The organism is Streptomyces sp. BoleA5 (genome assembly GCF_000373665.1).
Classification (GTDB): domain Bacteria; phylum Actinomycetota; class Actinomycetes; order Streptomycetales; family Streptomycetaceae; genus Actinacidiphila.
The window spans coordinates 41,277-59,361 of sequence record NZ_KB892102.1 but is presented as its reverse complement, the minus strand read 5'-3'; the positions used below and the strand labels follow the sequence as shown (position 1 = coordinate 59,361).

Sequence of the window (18,085 nt, the reverse complement as noted above, 5' to 3'; positions counted from 1 at the left end):
GGTATCACTGCCTCCCGGGCCCCGCACGCGGTGCCGTTCTCACGGAATTCTGATGTTCCCTGAGTAACCTCCCTCCCCAGCACTCTCGGATCGAGCCGTGGAGGAGGAGGCAGCGGTGGTGCGTGGGGCGTATGTGCTGGCACGGGTGGCGGTCCTGGTACGGGTGCCGGGGCGGTGGCTGTGGTGGCTGGGGGTCGTGGCCGCGGGCGTCGGGGTCTTCGTGCCGGGACTGACCGGCCGCCGCATCGGGGTGCTGGGCGGTGCGGCGCTCTTCGTGGTCGCCGCCGTGGTGGCCTTCCTGGCGCGCCGGCGGCGGTACACGGCCCTCGCGGAGGCGGCCGAGCGTGCGCCCCGGAGCGTCTTCCTGCAGGACCGCCGGGTGACCGCGCGCGCCTGGCTCCGGGCCCGCCGGTGGTGGCTGCTCGGGGCGTTCGTGGCGGCCCTCGCGTCCGGTGCCGCGGCGCCGGCGGCGGCCGGGATGCTGCTCGCGGGGGCCGGGGCGGGGCTGTGGGCGAAGGCGGTGCGCCTGGGGCGCTGGGAGCGGGCCCACGACACGCTGCTGTGGGTCCGGCCCGAGCACGCGGGACGCGGTCCGGCCGCCCGGTCCGTCCCCGGATACGAGGCCACGGGGCCGGTGGCCGGCGACGCCGGTCCCGGCGGCTCCCCCCGCCGCCGTGCGGCGGTGGCGGGCTGAGCCGTCCGGGTGACGGGCGGCGCCGGTTCAGCCGCCGCTCTCCCGTACGAGGTCCTCGAGGGTCTGGGCGCGGCGCAGGGTGCTGAAGGCCGGCCCGGGCCCGGAGTAGCCGTGGACGGCGGGGCGGGGGAGCGAGTTGTACGCGAAGTGGGTCGAGAAGTAGTACGCCCCCGTGTCGGGCAGCGCCACGAGGTCGCCCTCGGTGAGCAGCGGCAGCTCGCGCGCCGTCGCGACGAGGTCGCCGGCGAAGCAGCACGGCCCGGCGACGTCCTGGACGACCGGCTCGCCGTCCTTGGGCCGCCCCTTCGGGTCCAGCGCCAGCACCCGCAGCGGCCAGGCGCCGGGCGCGAAGACCGTACGCGTGGCGACCTGGGCGCCGGCGTGCGTCACGGCGATCGCGCGGCCCCCGGCGCGCTTGGCGTACTCCACCCGCGCCAGGATCGTGCCCTGCTTGGCCACCAGCGACCGGCCGAACTCCGTGACCAGGGCGTACCGCCCGTCGAAGAGCCCGGGCACGGCGGCGCGGAGTGCGTCGGCGTAGGCACGGAAGCCCGGGCGCACCTCGTCGGAGGCGAAGTTGACCGGCAGGCCGCCGCCGATGTCGAGGGTGGTGACCTGCCGCCGCCCGGCCGCCGTGTTGATCCGCTCGGCGAGCTCGTGGGCCGCGCGGACGCCGGCCGCCATCAGTTCCAGGGGCACGCCCTGCGACCCGGTGTGGGTGTGCAGCCGGGTCAGCCAGGGCCGGTCGAGGTAGGCGCGGACCACCCAGTCCACCGCGCCCTCGTCGCGCAGGGCGACGCCGAACTTCGACGTGGCCGTGGCCGTGCTCATCGCCCCGATGCTGCCCGCGCCGACCTGGGGGTTGACCCGCAGACCCAGCGAGGAGGCGGTGGTGCCGGGCGGCACCAGCCGGTCCAGGCGGGCCAGCTCCTGCGGGTTGTCGGCGTTGAGGGCGATGCCGAGGGCGAGCGCCTGCCGCAGTTCGTCCCGGGTCTTGGCGGGGGAGTCCAGCACGATCATGCCGGGGGGTACGCCCGCCGCCCGGGCCAGGGCGAGCTCGCCGGGGCTGGCGACCTCCGCGCCGATGCCCTCCTCGGACAGCAGCCGCAGCACCGGCACCAGCGAGGCCGCCTTGACCGCGAAGGTGTGGGTGACCTCCACCCCGGGGGTGGCGAAGGCCGCCCGCAGATCGGCGGCGGCCGCCCGGACCCCGTCCAGGTCGAGCAGTCCGACCACGGGCCTGTCGGGGCCGATCAGTCCCCGCTCGACCGCCGCGCGCAGTGCCCGTTCCCGTCGTGCCGCAGGTTCCTCGGTCATACGGCCATCGTGTCAGTCCCGGGCCGGCCGGGGCGGGCCCGTGAGGGGCGGGCCCCGGGCGGGTACGACCTGCCCGAGGGGACATGCGACCCGGAACGTCCCCACGGCAGGCCCGGGAGAGGCACGGCGACCCGGTTGACTAGTGCTATTCAGCAGACCAGGATGTGAATGACTCAATCCAGTCGCGAGGAGGCAGGGGCATGACCGGAACCGGTGCCGGAGCGAGGACCGTACGCGCACCGCGCGGCAGCGCGCTCACCACGCAGGGCTGGCAGCAGGAAGCCGCGCTGCGCATGCTGCAGAACAACCTCGACCCCGAGGTCGCCGAGCACCCCGAGAAGCTGGTCGTCTACGGCGGCACCGGCAAGGCCGCCCGCGACTGGCGGTCCTTCGACGCCATGGTGCGCACCCTGCAGAGCCTCAAGCAGGACGAGACGATGCTCGTCCAGTCCGGCCGCCCGGTCGGCGTCATGCAGACCCACGAGTGGGCGCCGCGCGTGCTCATCGCCAACTCCAACCTCGTGGGCGACTGGGCCACCTGGGAGGAGTTCCGCCGCCTTGAGGCGCTGGGGCTGACCATGTACGGCCAGATGACGGCCGGTTCGTGGATCTACATCGGCACCCAGGGCATCCTCCAGGGCACCTACGAGACCTTCGCCGCCGTCGCCGAGAAGAAGTTCGGCGGCAGCCTGGCCGGGACCATCACCCTCACCGCCGGTCTCGGCGGCATGGGCGGCGCCCAGCCGCTCGCCGTGACCATGAACGGCGGCGTCGCGATCTGCGTCGACGTCGACCCGCGCGCCATCGAACGCCGCATCGAGCACCGCTACCTGGACGTGCGCGCCGACTCCCTGGAGCACGCGCTCGCGCTGGCCACCGAGGCCCGCGACCGGCGCAAGCCGCTGAGCATCGGCGTCCTCGGCAACGCCGCCGAGCTGGTGCCGCAGCTGCTGGCCATGGACGCGCCCATCGACATCGTCACCGACCAGACCTCCGCCCACGACCCGCTGGCGTACCTGCCGATCGGCGTCGACTTCGAGGACATGGCCTCGTACGCCGCCGAGAAGCCCGCCGAGTTCACCCAGCGCGCCCGCGAGGCGATGGCGAAGCACGTCGAGGCCATGGTCGGCTTCATGGACGCGGGCGCCGAGGTCTTCGACTACGGCAACTCCATCCGCGGCGAGGCCCAGCTCGCGGGCTACGAGCGGGCGTTCGCGTTCCCCGGCTTCGTCCCGGCCTACATCCGCCCGCTGTTCTGCGAGGGCAAGGGCCCCTTCCGCTGGGCGGCGCTGTCCGGCGACCCGGCCGACATCGCCAAGACCGACAAGGCGATCCTCGAGCTCTTCCCGGAGAACGAGTCGCTGGCCCGCTGGATCAGGATGGCCGGTGAGCGGGTCCACTTCCAGGGCCTGCCCGCGCGCATCTGCTGGCTCGGCTACGGCGAGCGCGACAAGGCCGGCGAGCGCTTCAACGAGATGGTCGCCGACGGCACCCTGGCCGCCCCGGTCGTCATCGGCCGCGACCACCTCGACGCGGGCTCGGTGGCCTCCCCGTACCGCGAGACCGAGGCCATGCTCGACGGCTCGGACGCCATCGCCGACTGGCCGCTGCTCAACGCCATGGTCAACGTCGCCTCCGGTGCCTCCTGGGTCTCCATCCACCACGGCGGCGGCGTCGGCATCGGCCGCTCCATCCACGCCGGCCAGGTCACCGTCGCCGACGGCACCAAGCTGGCGGGCGAGAAGATCCGCCGCGTGCTCACCAACGACCCGGGCATGGGCGTCATCCGGCACGTCGACGCCGGGTACGAGCGCGCCGAGGAGGTCGCCGCCGAGCGCGGTGTGCGCGTGCCCATGCGCGAGGGCGCCGAGAGCGCCGAAGGCGGGGAGGCGTGACCTCCTCGTTCCACGGGATGTGGGCGGAGTTGCGGCCCATCGGCCGCGACTCCGGCTCCGGGGGCTACCGCCGCTACGCCTGGACCGGCGCGGACACCGACTGCCGCGCCTGGTTCCGGGCGCAGGCCGAGAGCCGCGGTCTGGCGTACGAGCTGGACCGCAACGGCAACCAGTGGGCCTGGCTCGGCGATGCCACCGCGGGGGACGCCGTCGTCACCGGCTCGCACCTGGACTCGGTACCCGACGGCGGCGCCTTCGACGGCCCGCTCGGCGTCGTGTCGTCCTTCGCGGCGCTGGACGAGCTGCGCGCCCGCGGCGCCGCCCCCGTCAGGCCGCTGGCGATCGTCAACTTCGGCGACGAGGAGGGCGCCCGCTTCGGGCTGGCCTGCGTCGGCTCCCGGCTGACCGCCGGTCAGCTGTCCGCCGGGAAGGCCCGGGAGCTGCGCGACGGCGACGGCGTCACTCTCGCGCAGGCCATGGAACGCGCCGGGCACGACCCCGAGGCGATCGGCCCCGACCCCGAACGCCTCGCCCGCATCGGCGCTTTCGTCGAACTCCACGTGGAGCAGGGCCGCGCCCTGGCCGACACCCCGCACGCCGTCGGCGTCGCCTCCGCCATCTGGCCGCACGGCCGCTGGCGGTTCGACTTCCACGGCGAGGCCAACCACGCGGGCACCACCCGCCTGGAGGACCGCCGCGACCCGATGCTGACCTATGCCAACACGGTGCTGGCCGCCCGCAAGAAGGCGCGGCTCGCCGGGGCGCTGGCCACCTTCGGCAAGGTCGGCGTCGAGCCCAACGGCGTCAACGCCATCGCCTCCCTCGTGCGCGGCTGGCTGGACTCGCGCGCCGCCGACGAGGCCACCCTGGCCGAGGTCGTCGGCGAGATCGAGCGCGCCGCGGCCGAGCGGGGCGAGCGCGACGGGGTCCGCGTGGAGGTCACCCGGGAGTCCTTCACCCCGGTCGTGGAGTTCGCGCACGGCCTGCGCGACGAGCTCGTCGAGCTGCTGGGGGAAGTGCCCGTGCTGCCGACCGGGGCGGGACACGACGCCGGCATCCTCTCCGAGGCCGTCCCGACCGCCATGCTGTTCGTGCGGAACCCCACCGGGGTCTCGCACTCCCCGGCCGAGTCGGCCACCGAGGACGACTGCCTGGCCGGGGTGACCGCACTCGCCGACGTACTGGAGGGCCTGGCGTGTCGCTGACGCCGCAGAGCTACTGGGCCGAGTACGCGTGGACGGGCGGCCGCGTCGAACGGGGCGTGGTCCTCGACACCGCCGCCGACGGCCGGATCGCCGCCGTGCGCACCGGGGCCGCCGCGCCGCCCGTCGGGGCCGTGACGCTGCGCGGGCTCACCCTGCCGGGCCTGGCCAACGCCCACAGCCACGCCTTCCACCGGGCCCTGCGCGGCACCGTGCAGCAGGGCAGCGGCACCTTCTGGACCTGGCGCGAGGCCATGTACCGGGTGGCGGCCGCGCTCACCCCCGACACGTACTTCGACCTCGCCCGCGCCGCCTACGCGGAGATGGCGCTGGCCGGCATCACCTGCGTCGGCGAGTTCCACTACGTGCACCACCGGCCGGGCGGCGCGCCCTACGCGGAGCCCAACGCCATGGGCGAGGCACTGATCGCCGCCGCCGCCGAGGCGGGCATCCGGATCACCCTCCTCGACACCGTCTACCTCTCCTCCGGCTTCGGCGCCGCCCCCGAGCCGCACCAGCTGCGCTTCAGCGACGGCGACGCCGAGGCCTGGGCCGAACGCGCCGAAGCCCTCGCCGACCGGCCGCACGCGCGGATCGGAGCGGCGGTCCACTCGGTGCGCGCCGTCCCCGCCGACCAGCTGGCCGCCGTCGTGCGCTGGAGCGAGGACCGCCAGGCGCCGCTGCACGTCCACCTGTCCGAGCAGCCCGCCGAGAACGAGGCCTGCCACGCGGCGCACGGCGTCACCCCCACCCGGCTCCTCGCCGACCACGGCGTGCTCGGCCCGCGCACCTCGGCCGTCCACGCCACGCACCTCACCGACGAGGACATCGCGCTGCTGGGCGGCTCCGGAACCACGATCTGCATGTGTCCCACCACCGAGCGGGACCTCGCCGACGGGATCGGCCCGGCCAAGCGGCTGCAGGAGGCGGGCAGCCCGCTCAGCCTCGGCAGCGACAGCCACGCCGTGATCGACCTGTTCGAGGAGGCGCGGGCCATGGAGCTGGACGAGCGGCTGCGCACCCGCACCCGCGGGCACTGGACCGCCGCCCAGTTGCTGCGCGCCGCCACCGCCGACGGGCACGCCTCACTCGGCTGGGCCGACGCGGGGCGGCTGGAGGCGGGCGCGCTCGCCGACTTCACCACGATCGCGCTGGACAGCGCGCGCACCGCGGGCCCCCCGGCCCGGCTCGGCGCCGAGACCGCCGTCTTCGCGGCCACCGGGGCCGACGTCCGCCACACGGTGGTCGGCGGCCGTCACGTCGTCCGCGACGGCGCGCACCAGCTCGTCCACGACGTGGGCGCGGCCCTGGGAGCCGCGATCTCCGCCGTCCCCGCCGCCGAAGGAACCCCGTCATGAGCAGCAGCGTCATCACCCGCATCGGCAGCCTGGTCACCAACGACCCGGCGCTCGGGCAGGGCCCGCTCGGCCTGCTGGAGGACGCGGCGCTCGTCATCGACGGCGAGCACGTGGCCTGGGTCGGCCCCTCCGCCGCGGCGCCCGCCGCGGACGAGTCGTACGACGCGGCCGGACGGGCGGTCATCCCCGGCTTCGTCGACTCCCACTCCCACCTGGTCTTCGCCGGCGACCGCACCCGCGAGTTCAACGCCCGCATGTCGGGGCAGGCGTACACCGCCGGCGGCATCCGCACCACTGTGGCCGCCACCCGCGCGGCGAGCGACGAGGAGCTGCACGCCAACGTCGCCCGCTACGTCGCCGAGGCCCTGCGCCAGGGCACCACCACCATCGAGACCAAGTCCGGCTACGGCCTCACCCCGCACGACGAGGCCCGCGCCCTGCGCATCGCGGGCGACCACGCCGACGAGGTCACCTTCCTCGGCGCGCACATCGTCGCCCCCGAGTACGCCGACGACCCGGCCGGCTACGTCGACCTGGTGACCGGCCCCATGCTCGACGCGTGCGCCCCGTACGCCCGCTGGGTCGACGTCTTCTGCGAGCGCGGCGCCTTCGACGGCGACCAGGCCCGCACGATCCTCACCGCCGGCGCCGCCCGCGGCCTGGTCCCGCGGGTGCACGCCAACCAGCTCGGCCACGGTCCGGGCGTGCAGCTCGCCGTGGAGCTGGACGCGGCCTCCGCCGACCACTGCACCCACCTCACCGACGCCGACGTCGACGCGCTCGCGAGCGGCCGCACGGTGGCGACGCTGCTGCCCGGCGCCGAGTTCTCCACCCGCGCGGTCTACCCCGACGCGCGCCGGCTGATCGACGCGGGCGCGACGGTCGCGCTGTCCACGGACTGCAACCCCGGCTCCTCCTTCACCAGTTCCATGCCCTTCTGCGTGGCCGTCGCGGTACGGGACATGCGGATGACCCCCGACGAGGCGGTGCGGGCCGCGACCCTCGGCGGGGCGCTGGCGCTGCGCCGGGACGACGTCGGACGGCTCGCGCCCGGCGCGCGGGCCGACGTGGTCGTGCTGGACGCCCCGTCGCACGTCCACCTCGCCTACCGGCCCGGGGTGCCGCTGGTGTCCGCGGTGTGGCGGCGCGGGGTGCGCGAATCGGTCTGACCCGTGCCGGGCGCGGGCGTGCCACCGTCCCACCTCCCGCCCGCCGGCGCCACGGGCCGGTCCTGAGAACGCCGAGGGCCCGGTGAGGCAAGTCTCACCGGGCCCACCGCGCCGTACCGGGAAGGGAAGGGGAAGGGAGCGGGTCACTCCTCCACGAGCAGCCCCCGCCGCAGACGCCCGAGGGTGCGGCTGAGCAGCCGGGACACATGCATCTGGGAGATGCCCAGCTCGACGCCGATCTCGGACTGCGTCATGTTGCCCACGAAGCGCAACGAGAGGATCTGCCGGTCGCGCGCCGGGAGCTCGGCGATCAGCGGCTTGAGGGACTCCACGTACTCGATCCCCTCCAGACCGTGGTCCTCGTAGCCGATGCGGTCGGCGAGCGCCCCTTCGGTGTCGTCCTCCTCGGGCTGGGCGTCCAGCGAGCTCGCGGTGTACGCGTTGCTCGCGCTCATGCCCTCGACGACCTCTGCCTCGGTGATCTGCAGCCGGTCGGCCAGCTCGGCGACGGTCGGCGCGCGGTCCAGCTGCTGCGCGAGCTCGTCACCGGCCTTGGCCAGGTCCAGCCGCAGCTCCTGCAGCCGCCGCGGCACCCGCACGGACCAGGAGGTGTCGCGGAAGAAGCGCTTGATCTCGCCGATGATGGTCGGCATCGCGAACGTGGGGAACTCGACCCCGCGGCTCAGCTCGAAGCGGTCGATGGCCTTGATCAGCCCGATCGTGCCCACCTGGATGATGTCCTCGACCGGCTCGCTGCGGGAGCGGAACCGGGAGGCGGCGAACTTCACCAGGGCGAGATTGAGCTCGACCAGGGTGTTGCGTACATAGCTGTACTCCTGGGTGCCCTCCTCCAGCGTCTCGAGTCGCTGGAAGAGCGTCTTGGACAGGGCCCGTGCGTCGACCGGACCCACCTCGTCGAAGGGCGGGATCTCCGGGAGGTCCTCCAGGCCCTCCGGTGTTCCGTGTTCCTCGTGGACGCCGGCCTCGGTGGTCGCCGACGCGTCGTGCGCGTCGAGACGGGGTGCCATGCTCTCCTCCCTCGGGGTGCGGCGGCAGGGCAAGCGGAGCGTGAAATTCAGCCCACACTCAACGCCTACCCCGTTCGGCATGGATATTGCAACCCGGGGGCCCCCGATCTGCGGACGCCGCCGGAGCGACTACCACCCAGGTCAGGAAGCGCGTAGGGTGCGAGAAGCGGATCGCCGAGTCGTCCGGGAGGAGTGTGCATGGACCGCGAGATGGTGGACACGACCGGGCGTGACCGGCTGCACGTTTCCGTGCAGCGGTACGGCACGAAAGCGGTCGTCGCGCCCGCCGGTGAGCTCGATCACCACACGGCCGACCTGCTGCGCGAGCCGCTCGACACCCTGATCGAGGACGGCTTCGGCACCCTCGTGGTGGACTGCACGCAATTGGAGTTCTGCGACTCCACCGGACTCAACGTCCTGCTCGGCACCCGGCTGAAGGTCGAGGCCGCGGGCGGTGCGGTCCATCTGGCCGGGATGAAGCCGGCCGTGGCCAAGGTGTTCGCCATCACCGGCGCCGAGGCCGTGTTCACCGTCCACGACACCCTGGACGACGCACTCAAGGAGTGACCCTCCGTGGCGGCTCCTCAGGGGGGCGCCACGGCACGCCCTGTTTCGTCCGCACCCGGAGGTGTTCACCGGAGCGGCCCGGGCAGGAGAGATCTCGGGATCACTTCGGACACCGCCGGACATCGGTGAGTGGAGGCGCTGATGAGCACCACCCGGCCACCTGCGGCCGACGACCGCGGCCCGGACCCGGGCGATGCGGAAGTGCCGCCGCGCGGTCAGGCCGACCAGGACGGCGAGGCACGTCGGCTGTCACTCGCCGACGTGGCCGGCGTGGTGCCCAGCGCGCGTGACTTCACCCGCCGCGCACTCCACGACTGGGGCTGGCTGCCGGCCGACACCGCGGACCGTCGTGCGGCGGCGGAGGACGTCCTGCTGGTGGTGTCGGAACTGGTCACCAACGCCTGCCTGCACGCGGGCGGTCCCGAGGAGCTGCGGCTGTTCCGGCATGCCAAGGCCCTGCGCCTGGAGGTCGCCGACGGCGGCGCCGGCAGCCCCGCCCCGCGCACCCCGCACCGGGCCGGACGCCCCGGTGGGCACGGGATGTTCATAGTGCAGCGGCTCTGCCTGGACTGGGGGGTCGTGCGCTACGCCGACGGCCGGCCGGGCAAGACGGTCTGGGCCGAGGTCGCCTCCCCCGCCTGAGCCGGATGTCTTCCCCTCTTTCCCTCGCGGGCGTGCTGTCCCCTCGTATCCGATGGAACGTCAGTAACGTCTGGGGGAAGTGAGGCATCTGGTGTCACTTCCCGAGCGCGAGGCGGCCGCGGTGTCGGCCGCTGTCGCCGTCATGGCGGCGGCGGCCGTTCTCGGCGGCGCCCCGGCCGCGTACGCGACGGTCGTGGACGTCACGTACGACTGCGGGACGCCGATCGGCGACGCCGAGGAGAAGGGCGGCGCCCACGACCTCGTCGTCCACTTCGGCGAAGCCGCCATGGCAGCCCGGCCGACGTACCCGCCGACTCCGTCAAACCCTCGATGAAGGTCGAGGCCGGCGGCGCGGACTAGGGCGAGGTCGTCGTCGAGGGCCACACCAAGAAGGACCCCATCAAGGCCGGCGACCCCATCGAGATCCCCGACCTCACCGGCACCTACACACCCGCCCACGACGGGCGGGCCACCCTGACCCCGGGCGTCCTGACCGTCGAGTCCCTCGGCACCACCACGACCTGCACCCCCACCGAGGACCCCGGGGTCTCCCTGACCCCGGACGTCACCGGGCAGGAGGGCGGTATCACCGGCGGTTCCGGCGGGTCGTCCGGCACGTCCGGCGGTACGGCCACCACCTCCGGCGGCGAGGCCACCACCTCCGGCGGCCTCGCCGGCACCGGTGCCTCCGACCGGGCGTCCCTGCACGCCCCCGCCCTCGTCGCCGGGACGGCGCTCCTCCCCGGCGGTGCGGGCTTCACCTTCACCCCGTGGAGCCGTCTGCGGCGCTGACCCGGCGACGCCGCGCGCACGCCGGGCCGGGGCGGCCGACGGAGGCCGGCCTAGCCGTCCAGGTCCTCGATCGAGGCGGTGGAGGGGCCGCGCTTGCCCGCGAGCCCTGCCGCCACCGACCCGGCGTCGCGCAGCACCCGGACCGCGTTCCGCCACGCCAGCTTCGCGAGGTCGTCCTCGGACCAGCCGCGGCGCAGGAGTTCGGCGAACAGCCGCGGATAGCCCGAGACGTCGCCCAGGCCCTCGGGGAGGTGCACGACCCCGTCGTAGTCGCCGCCGAGGCCGAGGTGGTCGACGCCGGCGACCTCGCGCATGTGGTCGAGATGGTCCGCGACGGTGCCGATGTCCGCGAGCGGCCGGGGGTGTGCGGCCGAGTAGGCCTCCTGGACGGCCTGGGCCTTCGGCGACTGGTCGAGCGGGTGCAGGCCGTGGGCCTTCATGTTCTCGTTCGCGCCGACGATCCACTCGGCGGCCGCCGGCAGGATGAACTGCGGCACGAAGGTGGCCATCGCGACGCCCCCGTTGCTGGGGAGCTGCTCCAGGACGTCGTCCGGGATGTTGCGGACGTGGTCGCAGACGGCGCGCGAGGAGGAGTGCGAGAACAGCACCGGGGCCTCGCTGACCCGCAGCGCCGCCCGCATCGTGCCGGGCGAGACGTGGGAGAGGTCGACCAGCATGCCGAGGCGGTTCATCTCGCGGACGACCTCCTCGCCGAAGGCGGTCAGGCCGCCGTGCCGTGCCTCGTCGGTGGCCGAGTCCGCCCAGTCGATGGTGTCGTTGTGGGTGAGCGTCATGTAGCGCACGCCCAGCGTGTACAGCATCCGCAGCACCCCCAGGGAGTTGGCGATGCTGTGGCCGCCCTCGGCCCCCATGAGGGAGGCGATGCGGCCCTCGGTGCGGGCGGCCTCCATGTCGTCCGCCGTCACCGCCAGGCGCAGCGCGTCCGGGTGACGGTCGACCAGGCGCAGCACGCAGTCGATCTGCTCCAGGACGGCGACGACCGCGTCGCCCCCGGTGAGGTCGCTGCGGACGTACACCGACCAGAACTGCGCCCCGACGCCGCCCGCCCGCAGCCGGGGGATGTCGGTGTGCAGGTGGGCGGACTGGTCGGTGGCGATGTCACGCCGCTCGAGGTCGTAGCGGACCTGCTCGCGCAATCGCCACGGGAGGTCGTTGTGTCCGTCCACCACGGGGTGGGCGGCGAGCAGTTCCTGTGCGCGTGCGAGCAGGTCCATGGACTACTTCTTCCCTCCGAAACCGAAGCCGGCCGACCCCTCCACCTTGGCACGCAGCCGCTTGCCCTTCTCGGTGGCCTGCTGGTTCAGCTCGTCCTGGAAGTGCCGCATGCGCTCCAGCAGTTCCGTGTCGTGCGCGGCGAGCATGCGCACCGCGAGCAGGCCCGCGTTGCGCGCGCCGGCCACCGAGACCGTGGCGACCGGGACACCGGCGGGCATCTGCACGATGGACAGCAGCGAGTCCATGCCGTCCAGGTACTTCAGCGGCACGGGCACGCCGATCACCGGCAGCGGAGTCACCGACGCCAGCATCCCGGGCAGGTGCGCGGCGCCGCCGGCGCCCGCGATGATCGCCTTGAGGCCGCGCTCGGCGGCCTGCTCGCCGTACGCGACCATCTCGCGCGGCATGCGGTGCGCGGAGACGACGTCGACCTCATAGGGCACCTCGAACTCGTCCAGCGCCTGCGCGGCGGCCTCCATGACCGGCCAGTCGGAGTCGGAACCCATCACGATGCCGACCAGCGGCCCAGCGGGATTGCTCACTCTTGGATCGTCCCTCGCAGGTAGTCGGCGGCGTGCCGGGCGCGTTCGCGCACCTCGGCCAGGTCGTCGCCGAAGGTGTTGACATGGCCCACCTTGCGGCCGGGCTTCACGTCCTTGCCGTACATGTGGATCTTCAACTGCGGGTCCCGCGCCATGCAGTGCAGGTACGCCGCGTACATGTCGGGGTAGTCACCGCCGAGCACGTTCGCCATCACCGTCCACGGCTGGCGGGGGCGCGGATCGCCGAGCGGCAGGTCGAGGACCGCGCGCAGGTGGTTGGCGAACTGCGAGGTTATGGCGCCGTCCTGGGTCCAGTGGCCGCTGTTGTGCGGGCGCATGGCCAGTTCGTTGACGAGGATCCGGCCGTCCCGGGTCTCGAAGAGCTCCACGGCGAGGTGACCCACCACGCCGAGCTCCTTGGCGATGGTCAGCGCGAGCCGCTGGGCCTGCGACGAACGGGCCTCCGGCAGCTCGGGCGCCGGGGCGATGACCGTGTCGCACACGCCGTCGACCTGGATGGACTCCACCACCGGGTAGGCCACCGCCTGCCCGTGCGGGGAGCGCACGACGTTGGCCGCCAGCTCCCGCACGAAGTCGACCTTCTCCTCCGCCAGCACCGGCACGCCGGCCCGGAACGGCTCGGCGGCGCCGGCCTCGTCGCGGACCACCCACACGCCCTTGCCGTCGTAGCCGCCGCGCACCGTCTTCAGCACGACCGGATACCCCTCGCCCTCCTCGGCGAAGCGCGTCACGTCGGCCGGGTCGGAGACGATGCGGTGCCGCGGGCAGGGCACGCCGATGGAGTCGAGCTTCGCCCGCATCACGCCCTTGTCCTGGGCGTGCACCAGCGCGTCGGGCCCGGGGCGGACGGCGATGCCGTCGGCCTCCAGCGCCCGCAGGTGCTCGGTGGGGACGTGCTCGTGGTCGAAGGTGATCACGTCACAACCGGCGGCGAACGCGCGCAAGGTGCCGAGGTCGCGGTAGTCGCCCACCACGACCTCACCGGCGACCAAGGCCGCGGAGTCCACGGGTGTGTCGCTGAGGAGTTTGAACCTGATGCCGAGCGGGATGCCCGCCTCGTGGGTCATACGGGCGAGCTGGCCGCCGCCGATCATGCCGACTACGGGGAATGTCACAGGCACCAGGATATCTGGGCATCAATGACGCACCGACCGCCGTCCCGGAGGGGCCCCGGATAGCATGAAGGTCACTGACCAGACACAGACGGGGCCGAACGATCACATGGACGGTGCGGCAGGGCTGCGGAACCGGCTGACGGCGATGTCCCGCGAGATCGCCAAGTTCGGCGCGGTCGGCGGGTCTGGGGTCCTGGTCAACATCGGGGTCTTCAACCTCGTCCGGCACAGCACGGACCTCCAGGTGGTGCGGGCCGGCATCATCGCGACCGTCGCCGCGATCGCCTTCAACTACGTGGGGTTCCGCTACTTCACCTACCGTGACCGCGACAAGTCGGGCCGTACCCGCGAGCTGACCCTCTTCATGGTGTTCAGCGCCGTGGGCCTGGTGATCGAGAACGGGGTGCTGTACACGGCGACCTACGCCTTCGGCTGGGACAGCCCGCTGCAGAGCAACGTCTTCAAGTTCATCGGCATCGGCGTGGCGACCCTGTTCCGCTTCTGGTCGTACCGCAGCTGGGTGTTCAAGGCACTCCCCGTCCGCGAGCCGGCCGTGCACCAAGCAGAATCGTTCCTGGTCGCGAAGGGGAACGAGACCCCCGGCGCCCGGACCGGCACCCACGTCAGCTAGCGCTTCTCCGCGCCCCTCCCGCGGGTGACCTGGTCCTCACGCGCCAGGAAGAGCGCGAAGACCGGCGGACGCTGCTGCAGGAGCTCCAGGCGGCCGCCGTCGGCCTCGGCCAGGTCGCGTGCGACCGCGAGACCGATGCCGGTGGAGTTGCGGCCGCTGACCGTCCGCTCGAAGACCCGCGCCCCCAGCTCCGGCGGCACGCCCTGGCCCTCGTCCGTGACCTCGACCACGACCTGCGTACCGGTGACCCGGGTGGTGATCGCGACCGTGCCGGAGCCGTGCATCAGCCCGTTCTCGATCAGTGTCGCCAGCACCTGGGCCACCGCCCCCGGGGTGCCGACCGCGCGCAGCCGGTTCTTGCCCGCGGAGGTGATGGCCCGGCCCGCGCTGCGGTACGCCGGGCGCCACTCCTCCACCTGCTGCTTGATCACGTCGTCGATGTCGAAGACGACCGCCGAGCCGGTCCGCGGGTCCCGCGCGTTGGTGAGCAGCCGCTGCACGACGTCCGTGAGCCGCTCCACCTGACCGAGCGCGATCGCCGCCTCCTCCTTGACGGCGTCCTCGTCCTCGGCCGTGGCGATGATCTCCTCCAGCCGCATCGACAGCGCCGTCAGCGGGGTCCGCAGCTGGTGGGACGCGTCCGCCGCCAGGCGCCGCTCGGCGGTCAGCATCCGGGCGATGCGCTCGGCACTGCGGTCCAGCACGTCGGCGACCCGGTCCAGCTCCGGGACGCCGTAGCGCCGGTGCCGCGGCCGGGGGTCGCCGGAGCCCAGCCGCTCCGCGGTCTCCGCGAGGTCCGTCAGCGGGCTGCCGAGACGCCGTGCCTGGCGCACCGCGAGGACGACGGCGGCCAGCACCGCCAGCAGCGCCACCGCCAGGATGATCAGCAGGGTGCGGCCGATCTCCTGGCTCACCTTGCTGCGCGACTCCTCGACGGTGACGGTCTCGCCCTGCTCGCCGGTCTGCCGCGAGGAGATCACCTGGCCCGTGGGCCTGGTGCCGATGGCGATCGGCTCCGCCCCCGGGATCTGCACCAGCGCGTACCGCCCGGGGGCGATCTGCTGGGCCAGCACCTCGCGGCTGATCCGCTCCTCGCCGATCATCCTGCTCTCGACGATGCCGATCAGCCGCACGGCCTCGGAGTCCACGCTCTCCTTGGCGCTGTTCTCGATCGTCCGGGCCTCCACCAGGACGAGGGAGACGCCGAAGACGGCGATGACGACGAGCACCACGGCGAGCGTGGACTGGATGAGACGGCGGCGCATGAGTGAAGCGTCTCAGACCGCGCGGACCCCTGGTGTGCCCCTGCTTCCTAGTTCTTCTCGAACCGGAAGCCGACCCCGCGCACCGTGGAGATGTAGCGGGGGGCCGCCGCGTCGTCGCCGAGCTTCTTGCGCAGCCAGGAGATGTGCATGTCCAGGGTCTTCGTGGAGGACCACCAGGTGGTGTCCCAGACCTCGCGCATCAGCTGCTCCCGGGTGACCACCCGGCCGGCGTCCCGCACCAGCACCCGCAGGAGGTCGAACTCCTTCGCGGTGAGTTGCAGTTCCTCGTCGCCCATCCACGCGCGGTGCGACTCGACGTCGATGCGCACGCCCTGGGTGGAGGGATGCTGGGCCTCGGCGGTGCCGCGCCGCAGCAGCGCCCGAACCCGGGCCAGCAGCTCGGCCAGCCGGAAGGGCTTGGTCACGTAGTCGTCGGCGCCGGCGTCCAGGCCGACCACCGTGTCCACTTCGTCGGCGCGCGCGGTGAGCACCAGTACCGGGAAGCCATGGCCTTCGGTGCGCAGCCTTCTGCACACCTCGAGCCCGTCCATTCCGGGCAGCCCCAGGTCGAGCACCAGAAGATCGAAGGAGCCGAGCAGGGCGGCTTCGAGCGCCGCGGGTCCGTCCTCGCGCACCTCGACCTCGTACCCTTCGCGGCGCAGCGCGCGTGCGAGCGGTTCCGAGATGGATGCGTCGTCCTCGGCGAGCAGTACGCGGGTCATGGGCTGATGGTAGTCCGCTCGGAGAAACCGCACGCCGGGCGGGCCGTCACTGTTGTGAGGCACATCTCAAGTCGTCTCATATAGCACATCTCGCACTGCCATAAGGTAACCAAAAGCCCGTATAGGTACACAGGACCCTTGGCGCGCCCCACGCGGCGAAGGGCCCTTCCGGTACGGGGCTGGTCCCCACCAGCATTTCAGTGGGCCGTGGATCCCGGTGCGCCCCCGCGCGCCCCGGTGCCGGCCTCCCCCCACCGGGCGCGCACCGCTCTCGCAGCGCGTCCCGAGCAGCAAGGAAAGTCCATGGCGTCCAGCCTGACGAAGGACGCCGCGCCGCAGGGCACCCCTGCGGCCGGCGGCAAGACCTTCCTCGGCCACCCCCGCGGCCTGGCCACCCTTTTCATGACCGAGACGTGGGAGCGTTTCAGCTACTACGGCATGAGGGCCCTTCTCGTCCTCTACCTGACGGCCTCGGTCACGGACGGCGGCCTCGGCATGAAGGCCGCCACCGCGGGCGCGATCTACAGCGTCTACACCGCGACGGTGTACCTGCTGGCGATGCCGGGCGGCTGGTTCGCCGACCGCCTCTGGGGGCCGCGCCGCACGGTCGCCATCGGCGGCACGATCATCATGATCGGCCACTTCCTGCTGGCCGTGCCGGTGAAGGCGTCGTTCTTCGTCGGCCTCGTCTTCATCGCCGTGGGCTCCGGCCTGCTGAAGTCGAACATCTCGACGATGGTCGGCCAGCTCTACCCGGACCGCAACGACCCGCGCCGGGACGGCGGCTTCACGATCTTCTACATCGGCATCAACCTCGGCGCCTTCCTCGCCCCGCTCGCCATCGGCACCGTCGGCCAGCAGGTCGACTGGCACCTGGGCTTCGCCATGGCGGGCGTCGGGATGGGGCTCGGTCTGGCCCAGTTCCTCATCGGCACCAGGCACCTCGCGCCGGTCTCCAGTGTGGTCCCCACCCCCCTTGACGACGCCGAGCGCGCCGGCCTGATGAAGAAGGCGCTGAGCTGGCTCGCCGCCGCGGTGGTCTTCTACGGCGTGGTCACCTTCACCGGCCACTTCACGATCAACTGGGTGCTCTGGCCGCTCTCCCTGCTGGGCCTGGCGCTGCCGGCGTACTACTTCACCCGCATCCGCCGGGACCAGGAGCTCACGCCGGACGAGAAGACCAAGGTCGGCGGGTACATCTGGTTCTTCGTCGTGGCCGCCGTCTTCTGGATGATCTACGACCAGTCCGGTTCGACCCTGACGGTCTTCGCCTCCGAGCACACCGCGTCCACCCTGTGGGGCTTCAACTTCCCCGAGAGCTGGTTCCAGTCCCTGAACCCGCTGTTCGTGATGGCGCTCGCCCCGGTCTTCGCCGCCCTGTGGATGACGCTGGGCCGCAGGAACCCCAGCACGACCGTGAAGTTCGCCCTCGGCGTCGCCGGCATCGGCGTCTCCTTCGTGGTGATGATGCTCGCCCAGGCCGCCGCCTCGGGCGACGTCAAGGTCACCCCGCTGTGGCTGGCCGTGGTCTACCTGATCCAGACCACCGCCGAGCTGTGCCTGTCCCCGGTGGGGCTGTCGGTCACCACCAAGCTGGCCCCGGTCAAGTACGCCAGCCAGATGATGGGCCTGTGGTTCCTGGCCGTCACGGCGGGGGACTGCGTGGCCGCGATCCTGCAGCTGGTCATCGGCGACGCCTTCCTGTCGGAGACGTCGTTCGCGATCCAGGGCTTCGTGGCGCTGGCCGCGGGTGCGGCCTTCGTGCTGTACCGCAAGCGGGTCATCGCGCTCATGGGTGACGTCCACTGACGCTTGCGCGGGCCGCCCGGGGTGTCCCGTGCGGCCCGCGCTCGTCTGCGGGTCTGTTGCGCCTGCGGCGCACCCCGGAG

17 protein-coding genes are annotated in these 18,085 nt (G+C 73.0%); 10 read left to right on the top strand and 7 right to left on the bottom strand.

The window, feature by feature from the left end:
- Positions 1 to 115 precede the first annotated feature (115 nt).
- Positions 116 to 694, top strand: a complete 579-nt coding sequence (locus B085_RS0116855) for a hypothetical protein (protein ID WP_026251111.1) — start codon at positions 116 to 118, stop codon at positions 692 to 694.
- Between the two features lie 27 nt (positions 695 to 721).
- On the opposite strand, the gene B085_RS0116850 is transcribed toward B085_RS0116855, so the two are convergent.
- Positions 722 to 2,011: a hypothetical protein gene (locus B085_RS0116850; protein ID WP_018559741.1), complete on the bottom strand. Its 1,290-nt coding sequence runs from the start codon at positions 2,009 to 2,011 to the stop codon at positions 722 to 724.
- 200 nt (positions 2,012 to 2,211) lie between these two features.
- On the opposite strand from B085_RS0116850, the gene hutU reads away from it, so the two are divergent.
- From hutU to hutI, 4 genes are read left to right on the top strand one after another with little or no spacing between them, the layout of a single operon-like run.
- Complete coding sequence (gene hutU / locus B085_RS0116845; protein WP_018559740.1) at positions 2,212 to 3,906, top strand: urocanate hydratase; 1,695 nt, start codon at positions 2,212 to 2,214, stop codon at positions 3,904 to 3,906.
- A gap of 17 nt (positions 3,907 to 3,923) precedes the next feature.
- Positions 3,924 to 5,111, top strand: coding sequence for an allantoate amidohydrolase (locus B085_RS0116840; RefSeq protein WP_078619947.1), 1,188 nt, complete (start codon positions 3,924 to 3,926; stop codon positions 5,109 to 5,111).
- Positions 5,108 to 6,466 (top strand): formimidoylglutamate deiminase, encoded by a 1,359-nt coding sequence (locus tag B085_RS0116835; RefSeq protein ID WP_037731883.1) that lies wholly within the window; start codon positions 5,108 to 5,110, stop codon positions 6,464 to 6,466. Before B085_RS0116840 ends, B085_RS0116835 begins: the two co-directional genes overlap by 4 nt.
- On the top strand, positions 6,463 to 7,635 hold the full coding sequence (hutI, locus tag B085_RS0116830) for an imidazolonepropionase (RefSeq protein WP_018559737.1): 1,173 nt from the start codon (positions 6,463 to 6,465) through the stop codon (positions 7,633 to 7,635). The genes B085_RS0116835 and hutI overlap by 4 nt, the downstream gene beginning before the upstream one ends.
- A gap of 143 nt (positions 7,636 to 7,778) precedes the next feature.
- Here hutI and B085_RS0116825 read toward each other — a convergent pair whose 3' ends face one another.
- On the bottom strand, positions 7,779 to 8,663 hold the full coding sequence (locus tag B085_RS0116825) for an RNA polymerase sigma factor SigF (protein WP_018559736.1): 885 nt from the start codon (positions 8,661 to 8,663) through the stop codon (positions 7,779 to 7,781).
- 198 nt (positions 8,664 to 8,861) lie between these two features.
- Between B085_RS0116825 and B085_RS0116820 the strand changes: the two genes are divergently transcribed.
- From B085_RS0116820 to B085_RS47005, 3 genes are all read left to right on the top strand, one after another.
- A complete protein-coding gene (locus B085_RS0116820) occupies positions 8,862 to 9,230 on the top strand; it encodes an STAS domain-containing protein (protein WP_018559735.1) in 369 nt (122 codons plus the stop codon).
- 141 nt (positions 9,231 to 9,371) lie between these two features.
- Entirely contained in the window at positions 9,372 to 9,872 is a 501-nt protein-coding gene (locus B085_RS0116815; RefSeq protein ID WP_026251110.1) for an ATP-binding protein, read from the top strand.
- A gap of 91 nt (positions 9,873 to 9,963) precedes the next feature.
- Positions 9,964 to 10,206 carry a hypothetical protein gene (locus B085_RS47005; RefSeq protein ID WP_018559733.1) on the top strand — a complete coding sequence of 81 codons (243 nt, stop codon included), beginning with the start codon at positions 9,964 to 9,966 and terminating at the stop codon, positions 10,204 to 10,206.
- A 508-nt stretch (positions 10,207 to 10,714) separates the two neighbouring features.
- Here the strand turns inward: B085_RS47005 and B085_RS0116800 are convergent.
- Genes B085_RS0116800 through B085_RS0116790 form a run of 3 tightly spaced genes read right to left on the bottom strand, consistent with a single transcriptional unit; the run spans position 10,715 to position 13,578 of the window.
- Positions 10,715 to 11,899: a dipeptidase gene (locus B085_RS0116800; RefSeq protein WP_018559731.1), complete on the bottom strand. Its 1,185-nt coding sequence runs from the start codon at positions 11,897 to 11,899 to the stop codon at positions 10,715 to 10,717.
- A gap of 3 nt (positions 11,900 to 11,902) precedes the next feature.
- Complete coding sequence (gene purE / locus B085_RS0116795; RefSeq protein ID WP_051102095.1) at positions 11,903 to 12,406, bottom strand: 5-(carboxyamino)imidazole ribonucleotide mutase; 504 nt, start codon at positions 12,404 to 12,406, stop codon at positions 11,903 to 11,905.
- A gap of 32 nt (positions 12,407 to 12,438) precedes the next feature.
- Positions 12,439 to 13,578, bottom strand: coding sequence for a 5-(carboxyamino)imidazole ribonucleotide synthase (locus B085_RS0116790; RefSeq protein WP_078619925.1), 1,140 nt, complete (start codon positions 13,576 to 13,578; stop codon positions 12,439 to 12,441).
- A gap of 106 nt (positions 13,579 to 13,684) precedes the next feature.
- On the opposite strand from B085_RS0116790, the gene B085_RS0116785 reads away from it, so the two are divergent.
- Positions 13,685 to 14,209, top strand: coding sequence for a GtrA family protein (locus B085_RS0116785; protein WP_018559728.1), 525 nt, complete (start codon positions 13,685 to 13,687; stop codon positions 14,207 to 14,209).
- Here B085_RS0116785 and B085_RS0116780 read toward each other — a convergent pair.
- Positions 14,206 to 15,474 carry an ATP-binding protein gene (locus B085_RS0116780; protein ID WP_018559727.1) on the bottom strand — a complete coding sequence of 423 codons (1,269 nt, stop codon included), beginning with the start codon at positions 15,472 to 15,474 and terminating at the stop codon, positions 14,206 to 14,208. The two genes, B085_RS0116785 and B085_RS0116780, sit on opposite strands and share 4 nt — an antisense overlap.
- 47 nt (positions 15,475 to 15,521) lie before the next feature.
- Positions 15,522 to 16,196, bottom strand: a complete 675-nt coding sequence (locus tag B085_RS0116775; protein WP_018559726.1) for a response regulator transcription factor — start codon at positions 16,194 to 16,196, stop codon at positions 15,522 to 15,524.
- Positions 16,197 to 16,499: 303 nt separating this feature from the next.
- Between B085_RS0116775 and B085_RS0116770 the strand changes: the two genes are divergently transcribed.
- Positions 16,500 to 18,005 (top strand): peptide MFS transporter, encoded by a 1,506-nt coding sequence (locus B085_RS0116770; protein WP_018559725.1) that lies wholly within the window; start codon positions 16,500 to 16,502, stop codon positions 18,003 to 18,005.
- Positions 18,006 to 18,085: the final 80 nt, after the last annotated feature.

Bases quoted from the DNA above. Each gene is read 5' to 3' on its own strand.
- B085_RS0116850 (WP_018559741.1), bottom strand. From the start codon at position 2,011: ATGACCGAGGAACCTGCGGCACGACGGGAACGGGCACTGCGCGCGGCG.
- hutU (WP_018559740.1), top strand. From the start codon at position 2,212: ATGACCGGAACCGGTGCCGGAGCGAGGACCGTACGCGCACCGCGCGGC.
- B085_RS0116840 (WP_078619947.1), top strand. From the start codon at position 3,924: ATGTGGGCGGAGTTGCGGCCCATCGGCCGCGACTCCGGCTCCGGGGGC.
- hutI (WP_018559737.1), top strand. From the start codon at position 6,463: ATGAGCAGCAGCGTCATCACCCGCATCGGCAGCCTGGTCACCAACGAC.
- B085_RS0116825 (WP_018559736.1), bottom strand. From the start codon at position 8,663: ATGGCACCCCGTCTCGACGCGCACGACGCGTCGGCGACCACCGAGGCC.
- B085_RS0116820 (WP_018559735.1), top strand. From the start codon at position 8,862: ATGGACCGCGAGATGGTGGACACGACCGGGCGTGACCGGCTGCACGTT.
- B085_RS0116815 (WP_026251110.1), top strand. From the start codon at position 9,372: ATGAGCACCACCCGGCCACCTGCGGCCGACGACCGCGGCCCGGACCCG.
- B085_RS0116800 (WP_018559731.1), bottom strand. From the start codon at position 11,899: ATGGACCTGCTCGCACGCGCACAGGAACTGCTCGCCGCCCACCCCGTG.
- purE (WP_051102095.1), bottom strand. From the start codon at position 12,406: ATGGGTTCCGACTCCGACTGGCCGGTCATGGAGGCCGCCGCGCAGGCG.
- B085_RS0116785 (WP_018559728.1), top strand. From the start codon at position 13,685: ATGGACGGTGCGGCAGGGCTGCGGAACCGGCTGACGGCGATGTCCCGC.
- B085_RS0116780 (WP_018559727.1), bottom strand. From the start codon at position 15,474: ATGCGCCGCCGTCTCATCCAGTCCACGCTCGCCGTGGTGCTCGTCGTC.
- B085_RS0116775 (WP_018559726.1), bottom strand. From the start codon at position 16,196: ATGACCCGCGTACTGCTCGCCGAGGACGACGCATCCATCTCGGAACCG.
- B085_RS0116770 (WP_018559725.1), top strand. From the start codon at position 16,500: ATGGCGTCCAGCCTGACGAAGGACGCCGCGCCGCAGGGCACCCCTGCG.